Here is a 13,540-nt window from a genome sequence, read left to right on the forward strand (position 1 = left end):
TCGCAGCCTGCGGCAGCGGCTACAGGAATGTGCTGTGGGGGGTGGCCTTATTCGCCCCAGACGTCCTTCAGGACGCTGACCCAGTTCTCGCCCATGATCTTGCGCACCACGCGCTCGCTGTGGCCGCGCTTGAGTAGGGTCTCGGTGAGGTTGGGGAACTCGCCCACGGTGCGGATGCCCAGGGGATTGATGATCTTGCCGAAGTTGGTCAGGCGCCGGGCGTAGCCCTTGTCGTGGGTCAGGTATTCGAAGAAGTCCTGGCCATGGCCCTGGGTGAAGTCGGTGCCGATGCCAATCGAATCTTCACCGACGATGTTCATGGTGTATTCGATGGCTTCGGCGTAGTCGTCGATGGTCGAATCGATGCCCTTGGCCAGGAACGGCGCGAACATGGTCACGCCGACGAAACCGCCGTGGTCGGCGATGAATTTCAGTTCGGCATCGGACTTGTTGCGCGGGTGCTCCTTGAGCCCCGACGGCAGGCAGTGGGAGTAGCAGACCGGCTTCTTGGATTCGAGGATCACTTCCTCGCTGGTCTTGGAACCAACGTGAGACAGGTCGCACATGACCCCGACGCGGTTCATCTCGGCGACGATCTCGCGGCCGAACCCGGAGAGCCCGCCATCACGCTCGTAGCAGCCGGTGCCCACCAGGTTCTGGGTGTTGTAGCACATCTGCACGATGCCCACGCCCAGCTGCTTGAACACCTCGACGTAGCCGATCTGGTCTTCGAAGGCATGGGCATTCTGGAAGCCGAAGAGGATGCCGGTCTTGCCCAGCTCCTTGGCCTTGCGAATGTCCGCGGTGGTGCGCACGGGCATCACCAGGTCGCTGTTTTCGCGTATCAGCTTCTGGCTGGAGGCAATGTTGTTGACCGTGGCCTGGAAACCTTCCCAAACCGACACGGTGCAGTTGGCTGCGGTCAGGCCGCCCTTGCGCATGTCCTCGAACAGCTCGCGGTTCCACTTGGCAATGATCAGCCCGTCGATAACGATGCTGTCGGCGTGTAGTTCGGCTGGGCTCATCAGGCTGTCCCCTTATTGGCGATTCATGCGCCGAATCGTCTGCCGGCGCTTTGGGGTCAGCATATGCTTGAGGGCCGGGGCGCCTGGGTGCAAAAACGACAGGGGAATTGCCGAAAGCGTCAAGCGCCGACAAAGGGCCGGACGGAGGGCATGGGTGGCCTCTGTTCTTTGCCCGGGGCTTGCGCCAGAATTCGCCGCTTCAACGAAAGCGTCACTGGATGAGGGCAGCGCTGCAATGAAACCGATCTTCCTGGCCTTGTTACTGATAACGACAGGCGTACAGGCGGCCGAAGAGGCCGACAACACGCCCTGCGACGGCGTGGAAAACGACGTGCAGACCCTGGAATGCGCGACCTACAACAGGACCACCGCCGAACAGTTGCTGGGCGACAACGTGCAGAGCCTGCTGGAGCGCCTGGGCACCCTCTATGGCAGCGACAAAGGGCAACTGGCCGACATCAGCGCCAAGGTCAAAAATGCCCAGCAACTGTGGCAGAAGCAGCGCGACGCCGACTGCTCGATGGAGTCCTTTCCGGCCAAGCCCGGCACCAAGGCCTACACCATCGCCACCAATGACTGCCTGGCGCGCATGAGCGACGAACGCTCGGAGTTCATCGAATCCATCGCCCAGGAATGACCCGCCACCGCTAGGAGCGGGCCGGCCCGCGAAAAGCGCTCTGGCGAACCGGTTGTGGTGGCTGCGAGCGTTTCGCGAGCAAGCTCGCTCCTACAGGTCAGCGCCGGGTCAGGCGCCACCGCGAAAGCACGAGACGCCCCAGGCGGTGAGCTTGAACGGCAGGTGGTAGTGCTGGCGCGGATCATCCAGGCCGAAGCGGTACACCAGCACCTCGAGGAAGGGCACCGGCGGCAGCGCCTGGCCTTGCTCGCGATAGAACGCCGCCACCTCCAGTTCCACTTCGTAGACGCCCTGGCCGAAACTCGCCGAGCGCTCGGCAAGCTCGCTCAGCAAGCCATTGCCGGCAATTCGCCCTGCGCAGAGCAGCTCGCCGCCCAGGCGTCGCACCCGCACCGCCATGCCTTCGGCCACCTTGCCGCTGGCGACGTCCACCACATGGATGGATAGGCCGCCGTTCATTTCCAGAAGCCCTTGTGCGCCAGCGCGGCCTCGCTCTCAAGCATCGGCCCGAACACCGGGATCTGCCGCTGCCCACGGGCGAACACTTCGCGGCACGGCAGGGAAAAGGTCGGGTTTTCCGGGTGGTCGCCGGTCAACTCCAGCAGCTCATGTTCGGACAAGGCGTAGACCACCCGACCAATGCCGGTCCAGTAGATGGCCCCGGCGCACATGCAGCAGGGCTCGGCGCTGGTGTACAGGGTGCACTCGGCCAGGGCCTGGGGGCTGAGGCGCTTGGCCGCCAGCGCCGCTGCCGCCAGTTCGGCGTGCTGGGTCGGGTCGCCTTCGGGGGGCATCGAGTTGTTGCCGGCGCTGGCGATGACCTTGCCGTCGCGATCGGCCACCAGGGCGGCGAACGGATGACGGCCGCGGGCCTTGGCCTCTTCGGCGAGCTGGATGCTCTGGCGCAGCAGGTGCAGGTCCAGTTCGGTGACGCCGGCAGGGATGGAAGAAAGAATCTGGGTCATCTTGACCTCCTTTTCATGGGCAGGAGCCGCCACAGCAATGGCGGCGAGAAAAACGTCAGTCATTGAGCTCGACATGGGCTGCCAGCACCTGGGCGGCGGCCTCACGGGGGTTGAGCAGCAGGTTGAGAACGATGGCGGTGATGGCGCCAAGGAAGATGCCGCTTTCCAGCACCAGCCTGAGGGGACCGTGCAGATGGGCGAACAGCGCCGGGAAGGACATCGGCAGCACCCCGACGCTGACCGACACCGCCACCACGATGGCGTTGCGCGTACCTTCGAACGGCACCCGCGACAGTTCCTGGATGCCGGCCACTGTAGTCATGCCGAACATCACGATGGCGCAACCGCCAAGCACCGGGGTCGGCACCGCGGCCACCAGGGCACCCAGCTTGGGAAACAGCCCCATGAGCACCATGATTGCCCCGGCCGCGGCCACCACGAAGCGGCTCTTGACCCTGGACAGCGCGATCAGCCCGGTGTTCTGGGTAAAGGCGTTGTAGGGAAAGCTGTTGAACAGCCCGCCGAGCAGGGTCGACAGGCCATCGGCGCGGAACGCATCGCCCAGGGTGCGCTGGGTGGTCGGCTTGCCGGTGAGCTTGCCGATGGCCAGGCAGTTGCCGGTGGTCTCGGCCATGATCACCAGCATCGCCAGGGTCATGATCAGGATCGGCACCAGGGAAAACTGTGGAGCCCCAAACGCCATGGGCCGGCTCAGTTCGAACCAGGCCGCCTGGCTCACCTGGGCAAAGTCGGTCATGCCGAACGCCGCGGCGATCAGGCTGCCCACCAGCAAGCCGATGAGCACGCTGAGGTTGCCGATAAAGCCCGAGAACTTGCCGTAGATCACCAGCGTCACCGCTACCGTGGCCAGCCCCAGCAGCAGGTTGGCCGGCGCGCCGAAATCGTCCGCCGTGGGGTTGCCGCCGCCGAGCCAGATCGCCGCTGCCGGCATCAGGGAAATGCCGATGATGGTGATCAGGCTGCCGATCACTACGGGCGGGAAAAACCGCAGCAAACGGCTGAACAGCGGCGCCAGGGCAATGGTGATGACGCCTGCGGCGATCACCGCGCCGAACACCTCGGTCAGGCCGAACTGCTTGCCGATCATGATCATCGGTGCCAGGGCGATGAACGAACAGCCTTGGATCAACGGCAGCCGCGCGCCAAAACGCCAGAACCCCAGGGTCTGGACCAGGGTGGCGATGCCCGAGGTCAGCAGGTTGGCGTTGATCAATAGCACCACCTGCGCCGGGGTCAGGCCCAGGGCATTGCCTAGAATCAACGGCACCGCCACCGCACCGGCATACATCACCAGCACATGCTGCAGGCCGAAGGTGAACAGCTGGCGGACGGGCAGGACCTCGTCCACGGGATGCACGCGGGAAATTGTCATGTCGCAGGTCTCCTGAAGGTGCAGCTTTTGCTTTTGTTTTGGCAGGCATCCGGGGCAAGCGCCGCCGGCAGGAAGTACGGACGTCGGGGCCATGATCTGTGCTTGAATACGATGAAACAAATGAGCAGCCATCGTTTTTAACGATGGATCAGACAGCCCTCTTCCAGGGCCGGGAGCCGCGATGCGCTTTTCGCTGGATCAACTGCAGATGTTCGTACAGGCCGCGCAAAGCGGCTCGTTCTCGGCCGCCGCACGCAAGCTGGGCAAGACCCAGTCCACGGTCAGCGTGGCCATCGGCAACCTGGAGGCGGACCTGGGGGTCGAGCTGTTCGACCGCAGCGCTCGCAGCCCGGTGCTGACGGCCACCGGGCAGAAGATGCTGCTGCAGGCCGAGGCGGTGCTGGAGCGCTGCCTGACCCTGCAGGCCAACGCCGACTGCCTGTCGCAGGTGGTGGAGCCACACCTGTCGATCGTCATCGAAACCCCCTATGGCCCGCTGATGCCGGCCCTGCGGGAGTTCGAACAGGCCTTTCCCTATGTCGACCTGCTGATCCGCCACCCGCTGTCCGGGGACGCCAGCGAGCTGGTGGCCCGGGGTGAGGCGGTGCTGGGCATCGCCTTCTCGCAACCGGGCTACCCCCAGGAGCTGGAGTTCCAGCAATTGGGCAAGCTGATCATGTTGCACGTCTGCCACCCGGACCACCCGCTGGCGCAGCTCGACAGCGTGACCTTCGACGACCTGCACGTGCACCGGCGCCTGGCCTTCAGCGCCCACGCCAACAAGCTGCCTAGCAGCGAATACCTGCGCTCCACCCAGCTGTGGCAGGCGGAAAACTACCTGGCGCTGGTGGAAATGGTCCGCGCCGGCCTGGGCTGGGCCACCCTGCCGCGGCAACTGATCCAGCGTGAACTGGCCAAGGGCGAGCTGGTGGAACTGCAACTGGGGGCCTACCCCCATACCGACTGGCTGATCGGCGTCGACCTGCTCTGGGCCCGACAACGGGTGATGGGCAAGGCCGAGCGCTGGCTCAAGGAGCGGCTGCTGCGCCAGAAGGTGTACGAGGTGGACCGGCGCGGGCAGTCCACGACCTGGTAATGCTGGCGCGGGCAACAAAGGGACAAGGTTCTGCACTTGGCCGGGCAGAAAATATAAGCAAGGATTCGCATTCCTTATAAAAGACTTATATAGTCCGCCATGAACGAGATCCTCTGGAGTAGAAAAGCGGTCAAGCAGTTGATGCGACTGCACCACGAGCATCAGGTCCAGGTTCGCGATGCGATTGCCCTGCTGGCCGACATGCCCGCCAGTGGCAACGTCAAAGCCCTGTCCGGCCACACTTATGCCTATCGTCTTCGGGTCGGGCAGTACCGGGTCCTGTTCGACTGGGACGGAGCCATACACATCGTCAGTGTTCAAGAGGTCAAGAAACGTGATGAACGTACCTACTGACATCCAGATCATCCACGGCCCGGACGGCAGCCCGGCATTCGTGGTGATTCCCTACGCGCAGTACATGGCGCAGTACAAGGAAGCCGATCTGATACCCCATGACGTGGTCAGCCGCATGGTCGACGGCGCCACGCCGATCCGCGCCTGGCGCGAGCACCTGCACCTCACCCAGGACGAAGTAGCCAGGCGCCTGGGGATCTCCCAGCCGGCCTTTGCCCAGCAGGAAAGCGTCGCCCGGCCGCGCCGGGCCACCCGGGAAAAGATCGCCGCCGCCTTCGGCATACGCGCCGACCAGCTGGAGCTGTAAGCTGCGCCTCACTCACTGATTGAAAGGGTTCCCCATGAGCATCTGCGGTATCGAGATCAAAGGCAGCGAAGCCATCTTCGCCCTCGCCACTCTGCAAGACGGCGCGGTGCAACACCAGCCGCTGGCCACCAAGAAAATCGCCCTGGAAGACGATGACGAGGCCGCCAACGTCAGGGCCTTCGCCAGCCAGGTCGGGGCCTTCGTGCGCGAACACGGGATCACCCGCATCGCCATCAAGAAGCGCAGCAAGAAAGGCGAGTTCGCCGGCGGCCCCACCACCTTCAAGATCGAAGGCGTGTTTCAGTTGCTGGAGAATTGCGAGGTGACCCTGCTGTCGCCCCAGACCATCAACGCCCAGTACAAGAAGCACGGCTTCGCTCTGGCCGCGAGCCTCAACAAATACCAGCACGAAGCCTACAAAGCCGCCTGCGCCGCCCTGCTGAAAAAGTAACCGTAGGAGCCGGCTGGCCGGCGCTACCGAGCCCGAGTCAAGCCAGCTCGCGGCCGCCGCCCGACGGGCGCCGGTCTTCCCGCGGGCACCGCACGAAACGCGCGCGGTAACTGCGGGTGAAGTAGGACGGCGATTCAAACCCGCAGGCAATGCTCACCTCCAGCACGCTCATGTCGGTCTGGCGCAGCAGTTTGCGGGCTTTCTCCAGGCGCAGGCCCAGGTAGAAATTGCTCGGGGTGTCGTTGAGGTGCAGGCGGAACAGGCGCTCCAGCTGGCGCCGGGTGACCTTGATCGACTCGGCCAGGGCCAGGGTGCTCAGGGGCGGTTCGCTGTGCTGTTCCATTTCGCCGATCACCTGCACCAGCTTCTTGTTGCTGATGCCGTAGCGGCTGGCGACTTCCATGCGCTGGTGATCCTTGCGCGGGCGGATGCGCCCCAGCACGAACTGCTCGCTGACCTGGACCGCCAGTTGCGGGCCGTGGGCCTGGGCGATCAGGTCGAGCATCATGTCGATGGACGCCGTGCCGCCGGCACAGGTGATGCGCCGTCGATCGATCTCGAACAGCTCCTGGGTCACGCTCAGTTGCGGGTAGGACTCCTTGAAGGCCTCGATGGCCTCCCAGTGCAAGGTCACCCGGTGCCCCTCCAGCAAACCGCTCTCGGCGAGGATCACGCTACCGGTGTCGATCCCGCCCAGGGTCACGCCCTCCACCTCCAGCCGCCGCAACCAGTGCTCCAGGGCCGGGGTGAGAAACTTCAGCGGCTCGAAACCGGCCACCACCCACAAGGTCGCGCCTTTCTTCAGCGGCTCCAGGGCCGCATCGACATTCACCGACATGCCATTGCTGGCCAGCACCGCGCCGCCGTCGGCGCTCAGCACATGCCAGCGGTACAGCTCGCCACGAAAGCGGTTGGCCACCCGTAGCGGCTCGATGGCCGAGATGAAACCGATGGCGGAAAACCCCGGCATCAGCAGGAAATAGAAGTCCTGGGACATGCAACGCACTCCGGTGACGGCCAGCGTGGGCCTTGTGATACGCCAAATGCCCCCGTGCCACAAGGGGGCAGGTCGCTGCAGTGCAAGAGTCGGTCGCCGCTGTGCGCTTGCCACCGGCGGCGCCTGCGTACCTTGGCAACACCTGCGCACAAAGACGCCGGGACCGACAATAACGACCTGCCGAGGAAAGCATCATGAAACGACTGATCAGCAGCTGTGTGCTTGCGCTTAGCGGTAGCGTTTTTCTGAGCAGCGGGGCCCTGGCCGCCGATGCCGCCAGTTGCCAGAACGTGCGCCTGGGCGTGGTCAACTGGACCGACGTGATCGCCACCAGCGCCCTGACCCAGGTCCTGCTCGACGGCCTCGGCTACAAGACCAAGCAGACCAGTGCTTCCCAGCAGATCATCTTCGCCGGCATCCGTGACCAGCGCCTGGACCTGTTCCTGGGCTACTGGAACCCGCTGATGACCCAGACCATCACCCCCTTCGTCGACGCCAACCAGGTCAAGGTCCTGGCCGAACCGAGCCTCAAGGACGCCCGCGCCACCCTGGCCGTGCCGGCCTACCTGGCGGACAAGGGGCTGAAGACCTTTGCCGACATCGCCAGGTTCCAGAAGGAACTGGGGGGCAAGATCTACGGCATCGAACCGGGTTCGGGAGCCAATACGCAGATCAAGGAAATGATCGCCAAGAACCAGTTCGGCCTGGGCAAGTTCCAGTTGGTGGAGTCCAGTGAGGCGGGCATGTTGTCGGCGGTGGCCCGGGCGGTGAAACGCAACGAGGCCATCGTGTTCTTCGGCTGGGCGCCGCACCCGATGAACGTCAACTTCAAGATGACCTACCTCAGCGGCAGCGAAAACGCCCTGGGGCCCAACGAAGGCCAGGCCACGGTGTGGACCGTCACCGCGCCTGACTACGCCGAGCAGTGCCCGAACGTGCACCGGCTGTTGACCAACCTGACCTTCAGCGCCGAAGACGAGAGCCGCATGATGCAGCCGCTGCTGGATCACAAGGATGCCCTGGAATCCGCGCGGCAATGGCTCAAGGACCACCCGCAGGACCAGCAGCGCTGGCTGGAAGGGGTCACCACCTTCGATGGCAAGCCGGCCGCCGAGCACCTGCAACTGACCAGCAAATAAGCCACCGCCACTGCCGCCCCGCAGCCCGCCCTGGGCTGCGCACGGCCACCTCACGCCCTCAGCAAACACGCCTGTAAGGAACCGCACCATGAACCACGACGTCATCATCACCTGCGCACTCACCGGTGCTGGCGACACGACCGCCAAGAGCCCGCACGTGCCGGTCACCCCGAAACAGATCGCCGCGGCCGCCGTAGAAGCCTCCAAGGCCGGCGCCACCGTGGTGCACTGCCATGTGCGCGACCCCGCCACCGGCAAGTTCAGCCGCGATGTGGCGCTGTACCGCGAAGTGATGGAGCGGATCCGCGAGGCCGACATCGACATCATCGTCAACCTCACCGCCGGCATGGGCGGCGACCTGGAGATCGGCGGCGGCGAGAACCCCATGGAGTTCGGCCCCAACACCGACCTGGTCGGCCCCTTGACCCGCCTGGCCCACGTCGAGGAACTGCTGCCGGAGATCTGCACCCTGGACTGCGGCACCCTGAACTTCGGCGACGGCGACACCATCTACGTCTCCACCCCGGCCCAGCTGCGGGCCGGCGCCAAGCGTATCCAGGAGCTGGGAGTGAAGGCCGAGCTGGAAATCTTCGACACCGGGCACCTGTGGTTCGCCAAGCAGATGATCAAGGAAGGCCTGCTGGACAACCCGCTGTTCCAGCTGTGCCTGGGCATTCCCTGGGGCGCCCCGGCGGACACTACCACCATGAAGGCCATGGTCGACAACCTGCCGGCGGACGCGGTCTGGGCCGGCTTCGGGATTGGCCGCATGCAAATGCCCATGGCCGCGCAAGCGGTGCTGCTGGGGGGCAACGTGCGGGTCGGCCTGGAAGACAACCTGTGGCTGGATCGCGGCGTGCTCGCCACCAACGGCCAACTGGTGGAACGGGCCACGGAAATCCTCAGCCGCCTCGGCGCCCGGGTCCTGACCCCGGCCGAAGGCCGCCAGAAAATGGGCCTGAAGCAACGCGGCTGACCCCAATCCACCTCTCCCCCCGTAGGAGCGAGCTTGCTCGCGAAGAGGCCGTCACATCCGAGCTCGTAGCAGCCGGCGTGCCGGCGAAGGGGCCCGCAAGGCCGCCAATAGCTTCGCTGGCAAGCCAGCTCCTACGAACTCTTTATCCAGGAAGACGCGATGACTTTTATCACCAACATCAAAACTTTCGCCGCCCTGGGCAGTGGCGTGATCGGCAGCGGCTGGGTGGCCCGTGCCCTGGCCCACGGCCTCGACGTAGTGGCCTGGGACCCGGCGCCCGGCGCCGAAGCGGCCCTGCGCAAGCGCGTCGCCAATGCCTGGGGCGCGCTGGAAAAACAAGGGCTGGCCCCCGGAGCATCACAACAGCGCCTGCGCTTAGTCGACACCATCGAGGAATGCGTGAAGGATGCCGACTTCATCCAGGAAAGCGCTCCCGAACGCCTGGAGCTCAAGCTGGAACTGCACAGCAGAATCAGCGCCGCGGCCAAGCCTGAGGCGCTGATCGGCTCCAGCACCTCGGGCCTTTTGCCCAGCGAATTCTACGAGGGCTCGACCCACCCGGAACGCTGCGTGGTGGGCCACCCGTTCAACCCGGTGTACCTGCTGCCACTGGTGGAGGTGGTGGGCGGCAAGCGCACCGCGCCCGAAGCGGTCCAGGCCGCGATCAAGGTCTATGAATCCCTGGGGATGCGCGCCCTTCACGTGCGCAAGGAAGTCCCGGGGTTCATCGCCGACCGTCTTCTCGAAGCGCTGTGGCGCGAGGCCCTGCACCTGGTCAACGACGGCGTGGCGACCACCGGGGAAATCGACGATGCGATCCGCTTTGGCGCCGGCCTGCGCTGGTCGTTCATGGGCACCTTCCTCACCTACACCCTGGCGGGCGGCGACGCCGGCATGCGCCACTTCATGGCCCAGTTCGGCCCGGCGCTGCAACTGCCCTGGACCTACCTGCCGGCCCCGGAGCTGACCGACAAGCTGATCGACGACGTGGTCGAAGGCACCGCCGAGCAACTGGGCACCCACAGCATTGCGGCCCTGGAGCGCTATCGTGATGACTGCCTGCTGGCGGTGCTGGAGGCGGTGAAAACCACCAAGGCCAAGCACGGCATGCACTTTCACAACTAACCCAACCCCGTAGGAACTGGCTTGCCGGCGAACGGGCCGCCAAGCCAGGCGCAAACCCAACGGACGCCTTCGCCGGCAAGCCGGCTCCTACCGTTATCCGGTGACCTTATGCCTGCCCTGACCACCTACAGCACCCGCATCATCAGCGACTGGGTCGATTACAACGGCCATCTGCGCGATGCCTTCTACCTGCTGATCTTCAGCTATGCCACTGACGCCCTGATGGATCGCCTGGGGCTCGACAGTGACAACCGCGAAGCCAGCGGCCACTCGCTGTTCACCCTGGAACTGCACCTGAACTACCTGCATGAGGTGAAGCTCGACACCGAGGTCGAAGTGCGCACCCAGATCATCGGCCACGATCGCAAGCGCCTGCACCTCTACCACAGCCTGCACAGACTCGATGATCCCCGGGAGCTGGCAGGCAACGAGCAAATGCTGCTCCACGTCGACCTGGCCGGGCCGCGTTCGGCGCCGTTCAGCGAGCCGGTGCTGCAACGCCTGCAAACCCTGGCCGCCGAGCAGGCGGACCTGCCGCGCCCGGCCTGCCTCGGCCGGGTGATCGCCCTGCCCGCGGAAAAATAGCCCTCAGAAGAAAAGGAGATCGCCGTGAACACCGCCGCCCTTGCCGACTACCGCAGTTACCCGTTGATCAGCGCACTGGCCACTGTCCAGGTCCTGCCGGACCGGCTCCAGGTGCACTGGGCCGACGGCCGTCTCAGCCCTTTTCATCATCAATGGCTGCGGGACAACTGCCCTTGCCCGCAATGCGTCTACAGCGTGACCCGCGAACAGGTGCTGGAAATCGTCGATGTTGCCGAAGACCTCGAGTGCAGCGCCGCACGCATTGATGCCGACGGCTGCCTGAACCTCGACTGGGCGGACGGCCACCGCAGCCGCTTCGACCCCGGCTGGCTGCGGGCCCATGCCTATGATCGACAGTCGCGCGAAGAACGGCAGGCCGCCAAGGCCCGGCACTCGCTGTGGGACGCCAGCCTGCAACTGCCCGAGTTCCAGTACCAGGCGCTGATGGAGGACCCCCAGGTGCTGCTGCAATGGCTGCTGGCCCTGCGCGATACCGGGCTGACCCAGGTCTGCGGTGCCCCCACCGAGCCCGGCTCGCTGGCCCTGGTCGCGCGGCGTATTTCGTTTATCCGCGAAAGCAATTTCGGCGTGCTGTTCAACGTGCAGTCCAAGGCCGATGCCGACAGCAACGCCTACACCGCCTTCAACCTGCCGCTGCACAGCGACCTGCCGACCCGCGAGCTGCAACCGGGGCTGCAATTCCTGCATTGCCTGGTGAATGACGCGGTAGGCGGCGAAAGCATTTTCGTCGACGGCTTCGCCATTGCCGACGCCCTGCGCCGGGAAGACCCCGAGGCGTTCCGCGCCCTGTGCGAAATTCCCGTGGAGTTTCGCAACAAGGACCGCCACAGCGACTACCGCTGCCTGGCGCCGGTCATCGCCCTGGATGCCCGGGGCCAGGTCGCGGAAATCCGCATGGCCAATTTCCTGCGTGGCCCCTTCGACACCACGGAAGAACAGATGCCCCGGCTGTACCGCGCCTACCGGCGCTTTATCGCCCTGACCCGCGAAGCAAGGTTCCGGGTGATCCGCCGCCTGGACCCGGGCCAGCTCTGGTGCTTCGACAACCGCCGCACCCTGCACGCGCGCAACGCCTTCGACCCGGCCAGCGGCGCCCGGCACTTCCAGGGCTGCTACATCGACCGCGACGAACTGCTCTCCAGAATCCTGGTGCTGCAGCGCTGATCCTCACCCCACCCGCCCCGGCTCCCCCGTGGGAGCCGGCTTGCCGGCGAAACTTGCCGGAGAGCTTTCCACAGGCCAAAAAAAGCCCCGATCAAGCCGTGACAGGATCGAGGCAGGGACTACTTCTGAGGAGCTGCGGTGAGAAGGTGACCAAACCGACACGACGCGAGCTGGTTTCAGTCTGCCCACTCTGCCTTCCCGCGAGTTAGCCGAGAGCGACCTGCTCATAGGTAATAGGGCCACTGCCACGCCTTCAGATGTCCTCGGTATACAGCACCACCGTCACATAGAAATAGCCGATCTTGTGCCAATCCTGGCGCTGGTTGTAGGGCGTCTCTTCAGAGCCCATGCCAATCTGGTAATTACGCCCGGTCTTTCTATCCCTATAGGAAATGAAACCCTTCGTTTCCCAGCCGCAGCAGACAAACCTGAGCCCCTCCTGCCCCCCCAACTCCCGCTGCAGATAGCGCTCTACCTCATGGGCGTCCTTACCTTTGACCCGGTAACTGGCAGTCAGCGGTGCGCCCTGATCCTGGGGCCTCGACTCACAACGGAAAAACTCCAGGGACTTCGGTGGATCGGTCATGGCCTTCAGAAAATCGTCGCACTCGGGAGCGGCCAGAGCGGCGCCGGAAACCATCAACAACAAACAGGCGAACCCCATTCTGAACATCACTTTCATCCACTCCAGCTCCATGGTTTGCCACTCGGCGGCCATCCTACCGAACACCCAGCGCTTGCACAGAGAGTCTTTGCGCGGCAGGAACGCTCATTACCCCACCCTTCAGGCAAGCCCGAGGCCTCACAAGCAAGCGCCGCAAGACTTGATTGCGCCGCCTTTTCCCAACGCTCTGGCAACCGGCCATGGCCATCGACTTAGCCGAAAACGACCTGTTCATAGGTAAACGGGCCATCGCGACAATCTGCCCTTGCCGCCACCCGGACGCCCTACCAGAATCGGCTCACGACCACGCTCCCTGAACAAGGATAAGAGTCATGATGCACGCGGATCTGATTGACCAGGACGACCTGCTGGGACAACTCCGGGCCCTGGGTTTCGAAATGCCCGCAGGCGCCAGCGCCGAGCAGGCCTGCGAATGTGCGGTAAGGGGCTTGAGCGATGCACGGGCCAAGGCGCTCAAGGGCATGGTCGAGCAGATGCTCACCGGCAATGCGACCATCCTGCCTGCCGTACGCCAGGCCATCGACCGCCAACTGCTGCCGGCCCTGGCCGAGTACCAGCAGCAAAAACGCGCGTGAACGCCCCCGGGGCCCGGGCGGGTTGCTAAAGTGGGTTTCCTCCAC

At 64.7% G+C, this 13,540-nt stretch carries 17 protein-coding genes; 11 read left to right on the forward strand and 6 right to left on the reverse strand.

What is annotated here, in order from left to right:
- Nucleotides 1-47: 47 nt before the first annotated feature.
- The gene (locus tag F6S12_RS17135; RefSeq protein WP_011063917.1) at nucleotides 48-1,025 is read right to left on the reverse strand and encodes a dipeptidase; all 978 of its coding nucleotides are present in this window, start codon (nucleotides 1,023-1,025) and stop codon (nucleotides 48-50) included.
- A 235-nt stretch (nucleotides 1,026-1,260) separates the two neighbouring features.
- Here F6S12_RS17135 and F6S12_RS17140 point away from each other — a divergent pair, with 235 nt between their 5' ends.
- On the forward strand, nucleotides 1,261-1,662 hold the full coding sequence (locus F6S12_RS17140) for a lysozyme inhibitor LprI family protein (RefSeq protein WP_315869127.1): 402 nt from the start codon (nucleotides 1,261-1,263) through the stop codon (nucleotides 1,660-1,662).
- A gap of 108 nt (nucleotides 1,663-1,770) precedes the next feature.
- Here the strand turns inward: F6S12_RS17140 and F6S12_RS17145 are convergent, their stop codons facing one another.
- From F6S12_RS17145 to F6S12_RS17155, 3 genes are read right to left on the reverse strand one after another with little or no spacing between them, the layout of a single operon-like run.
- A complete protein-coding gene (locus F6S12_RS17145) occupies nucleotides 1,771-2,121 on the reverse strand; it encodes a hydroxyisourate hydrolase (protein WP_019095254.1) in 351 nt (116 codons plus the stop codon).
- Entirely contained in the window at nucleotides 2,118-2,627 is a 510-nt protein-coding gene (locus tag F6S12_RS17150; protein WP_041120175.1) for a nucleoside deaminase, read from the reverse strand. Before F6S12_RS17150 ends, F6S12_RS17145 begins: the two co-directional genes overlap by 4 nt.
- 55 nt (nucleotides 2,628-2,682) lie before the next feature.
- Nucleotides 2,683-4,020 (reverse strand): nucleobase:cation symporter-2 family protein, encoded by a 1,338-nt coding sequence (locus F6S12_RS17155; RefSeq protein ID WP_315869128.1) that lies wholly within the window; start codon nucleotides 4,018-4,020, stop codon nucleotides 2,683-2,685.
- A gap of 181 nt (nucleotides 4,021-4,201) precedes the next feature.
- Here F6S12_RS17155 and F6S12_RS17160 point away from each other — a divergent pair, with 181 nt between their 5' ends.
- The 4 genes from F6S12_RS17160 (at nucleotide 4,202) to F6S12_RS17175 (ending at nucleotide 6,228) form a co-directional block, all read left to right on the forward strand.
- The gene (locus F6S12_RS17160) at nucleotides 4,202-5,116 is read left to right on the forward strand and encodes a LysR family transcriptional regulator (RefSeq protein WP_315869129.1); all 915 of its coding nucleotides are present in this window, start codon (nucleotides 4,202-4,204) and stop codon (nucleotides 5,114-5,116) included.
- Between the two features lie 99 nt (nucleotides 5,117-5,215).
- Entirely contained in the window at nucleotides 5,216-5,470 is a 255-nt protein-coding gene (locus F6S12_RS17165) for a type II toxin-antitoxin system RelE family toxin (RefSeq protein ID WP_011063923.1), read from the forward strand.
- Nucleotides 5,454-5,777, forward strand: a complete 324-nt coding sequence (locus F6S12_RS17170; protein WP_015637312.1) for a helix-turn-helix domain-containing protein — start codon at nucleotides 5,454-5,456, stop codon at nucleotides 5,775-5,777. Before F6S12_RS17165 ends, F6S12_RS17170 begins: the two co-directional genes overlap by 17 nt.
- 34 nt (nucleotides 5,778-5,811) lie before the next feature.
- Nucleotides 5,812-6,228, forward strand: a complete 417-nt coding sequence (locus tag F6S12_RS17175) for a DUF3010 family protein (protein WP_015637313.1) — start codon at nucleotides 5,812-5,814, stop codon at nucleotides 6,226-6,228.
- A 37-nt stretch (nucleotides 6,229-6,265) separates the two neighbouring features.
- Here the strand turns inward: F6S12_RS17175 and F6S12_RS17180 are convergent, their stop codons facing one another.
- Complete coding sequence (locus tag F6S12_RS17180) at nucleotides 6,266-7,225, reverse strand: GlxA family transcriptional regulator (protein ID WP_015637314.1); 960 nt, start codon at nucleotides 7,223-7,225, stop codon at nucleotides 6,266-6,268.
- A 194-nt stretch (nucleotides 7,226-7,419) separates the two neighbouring features.
- Between F6S12_RS17180 and F6S12_RS17185 the strand changes: the two genes are divergently transcribed.
- From F6S12_RS17185 to F6S12_RS17205, 5 genes are all read left to right on the forward strand, one after another.
- On the forward strand, nucleotides 7,420-8,364 hold the full coding sequence (locus F6S12_RS17185) for a choline ABC transporter substrate-binding protein (RefSeq protein WP_041120180.1): 945 nt from the start codon (nucleotides 7,420-7,422) through the stop codon (nucleotides 8,362-8,364).
- Nucleotides 8,365-8,452: 88 nt separating this feature from the next.
- Nucleotides 8,453-9,340, forward strand: a complete 888-nt coding sequence (locus F6S12_RS17190; protein WP_315869130.1) for a 3-keto-5-aminohexanoate cleavage protein — start codon at nucleotides 8,453-8,455, stop codon at nucleotides 9,338-9,340.
- Between the two features lie 159 nt (nucleotides 9,341-9,499).
- Entirely contained in the window at nucleotides 9,500-10,465 is a 966-nt protein-coding gene (locus F6S12_RS17195) for an L-carnitine dehydrogenase (protein ID WP_315869131.1), read from the forward strand.
- 108 nt (nucleotides 10,466-10,573) lie between these two features.
- Nucleotides 10,574-11,050, forward strand: coding sequence for a thioesterase family protein (locus F6S12_RS17200; protein WP_015637317.1), 477 nt, complete (start codon nucleotides 10,574-10,576; stop codon nucleotides 11,048-11,050).
- 24 nt (nucleotides 11,051-11,074) lie between these two features.
- Nucleotides 11,075-12,235 carry a gamma-butyrobetaine dioxygenase gene (locus tag F6S12_RS17205; protein ID WP_315869132.1) on the forward strand — a complete coding sequence of 387 codons (1,161 nt, stop codon included), beginning with the start codon at nucleotides 11,075-11,077 and terminating at the stop codon, nucleotides 12,233-12,235.
- Nucleotides 12,236-12,488: 253 nt separating this feature from the next.
- Here the strand turns inward: F6S12_RS17205 and F6S12_RS17210 are convergent, their stop codons facing one another.
- Nucleotides 12,489-12,953: a DUF4952 domain-containing protein gene (locus tag F6S12_RS17210; protein ID WP_053154297.1), complete on the reverse strand. Its 465-nt coding sequence runs from the start codon at nucleotides 12,951-12,953 to the stop codon at nucleotides 12,489-12,491.
- A gap of 278 nt (nucleotides 12,954-13,231) precedes the next feature.
- On the opposite strand from F6S12_RS17210, the gene F6S12_RS17215 reads away from it, so the two are divergent.
- Nucleotides 13,232-13,495, forward strand: a complete 264-nt coding sequence (locus tag F6S12_RS17215; protein ID WP_015637320.1) for a hypothetical protein — start codon at nucleotides 13,232-13,234, stop codon at nucleotides 13,493-13,495.
- The last annotated feature ends 45 nt before the right edge of the window (nucleotides 13,496-13,540 follow it).

The organism is Pseudomonas sp. JV245A (genome assembly GCF_032424515.1).
In the GTDB taxonomy this organism is placed as follows: Bacteria; Pseudomonadota; Gammaproteobacteria; order Pseudomonadales; family Pseudomonadaceae; genus Aquipseudomonas; species Aquipseudomonas protegens.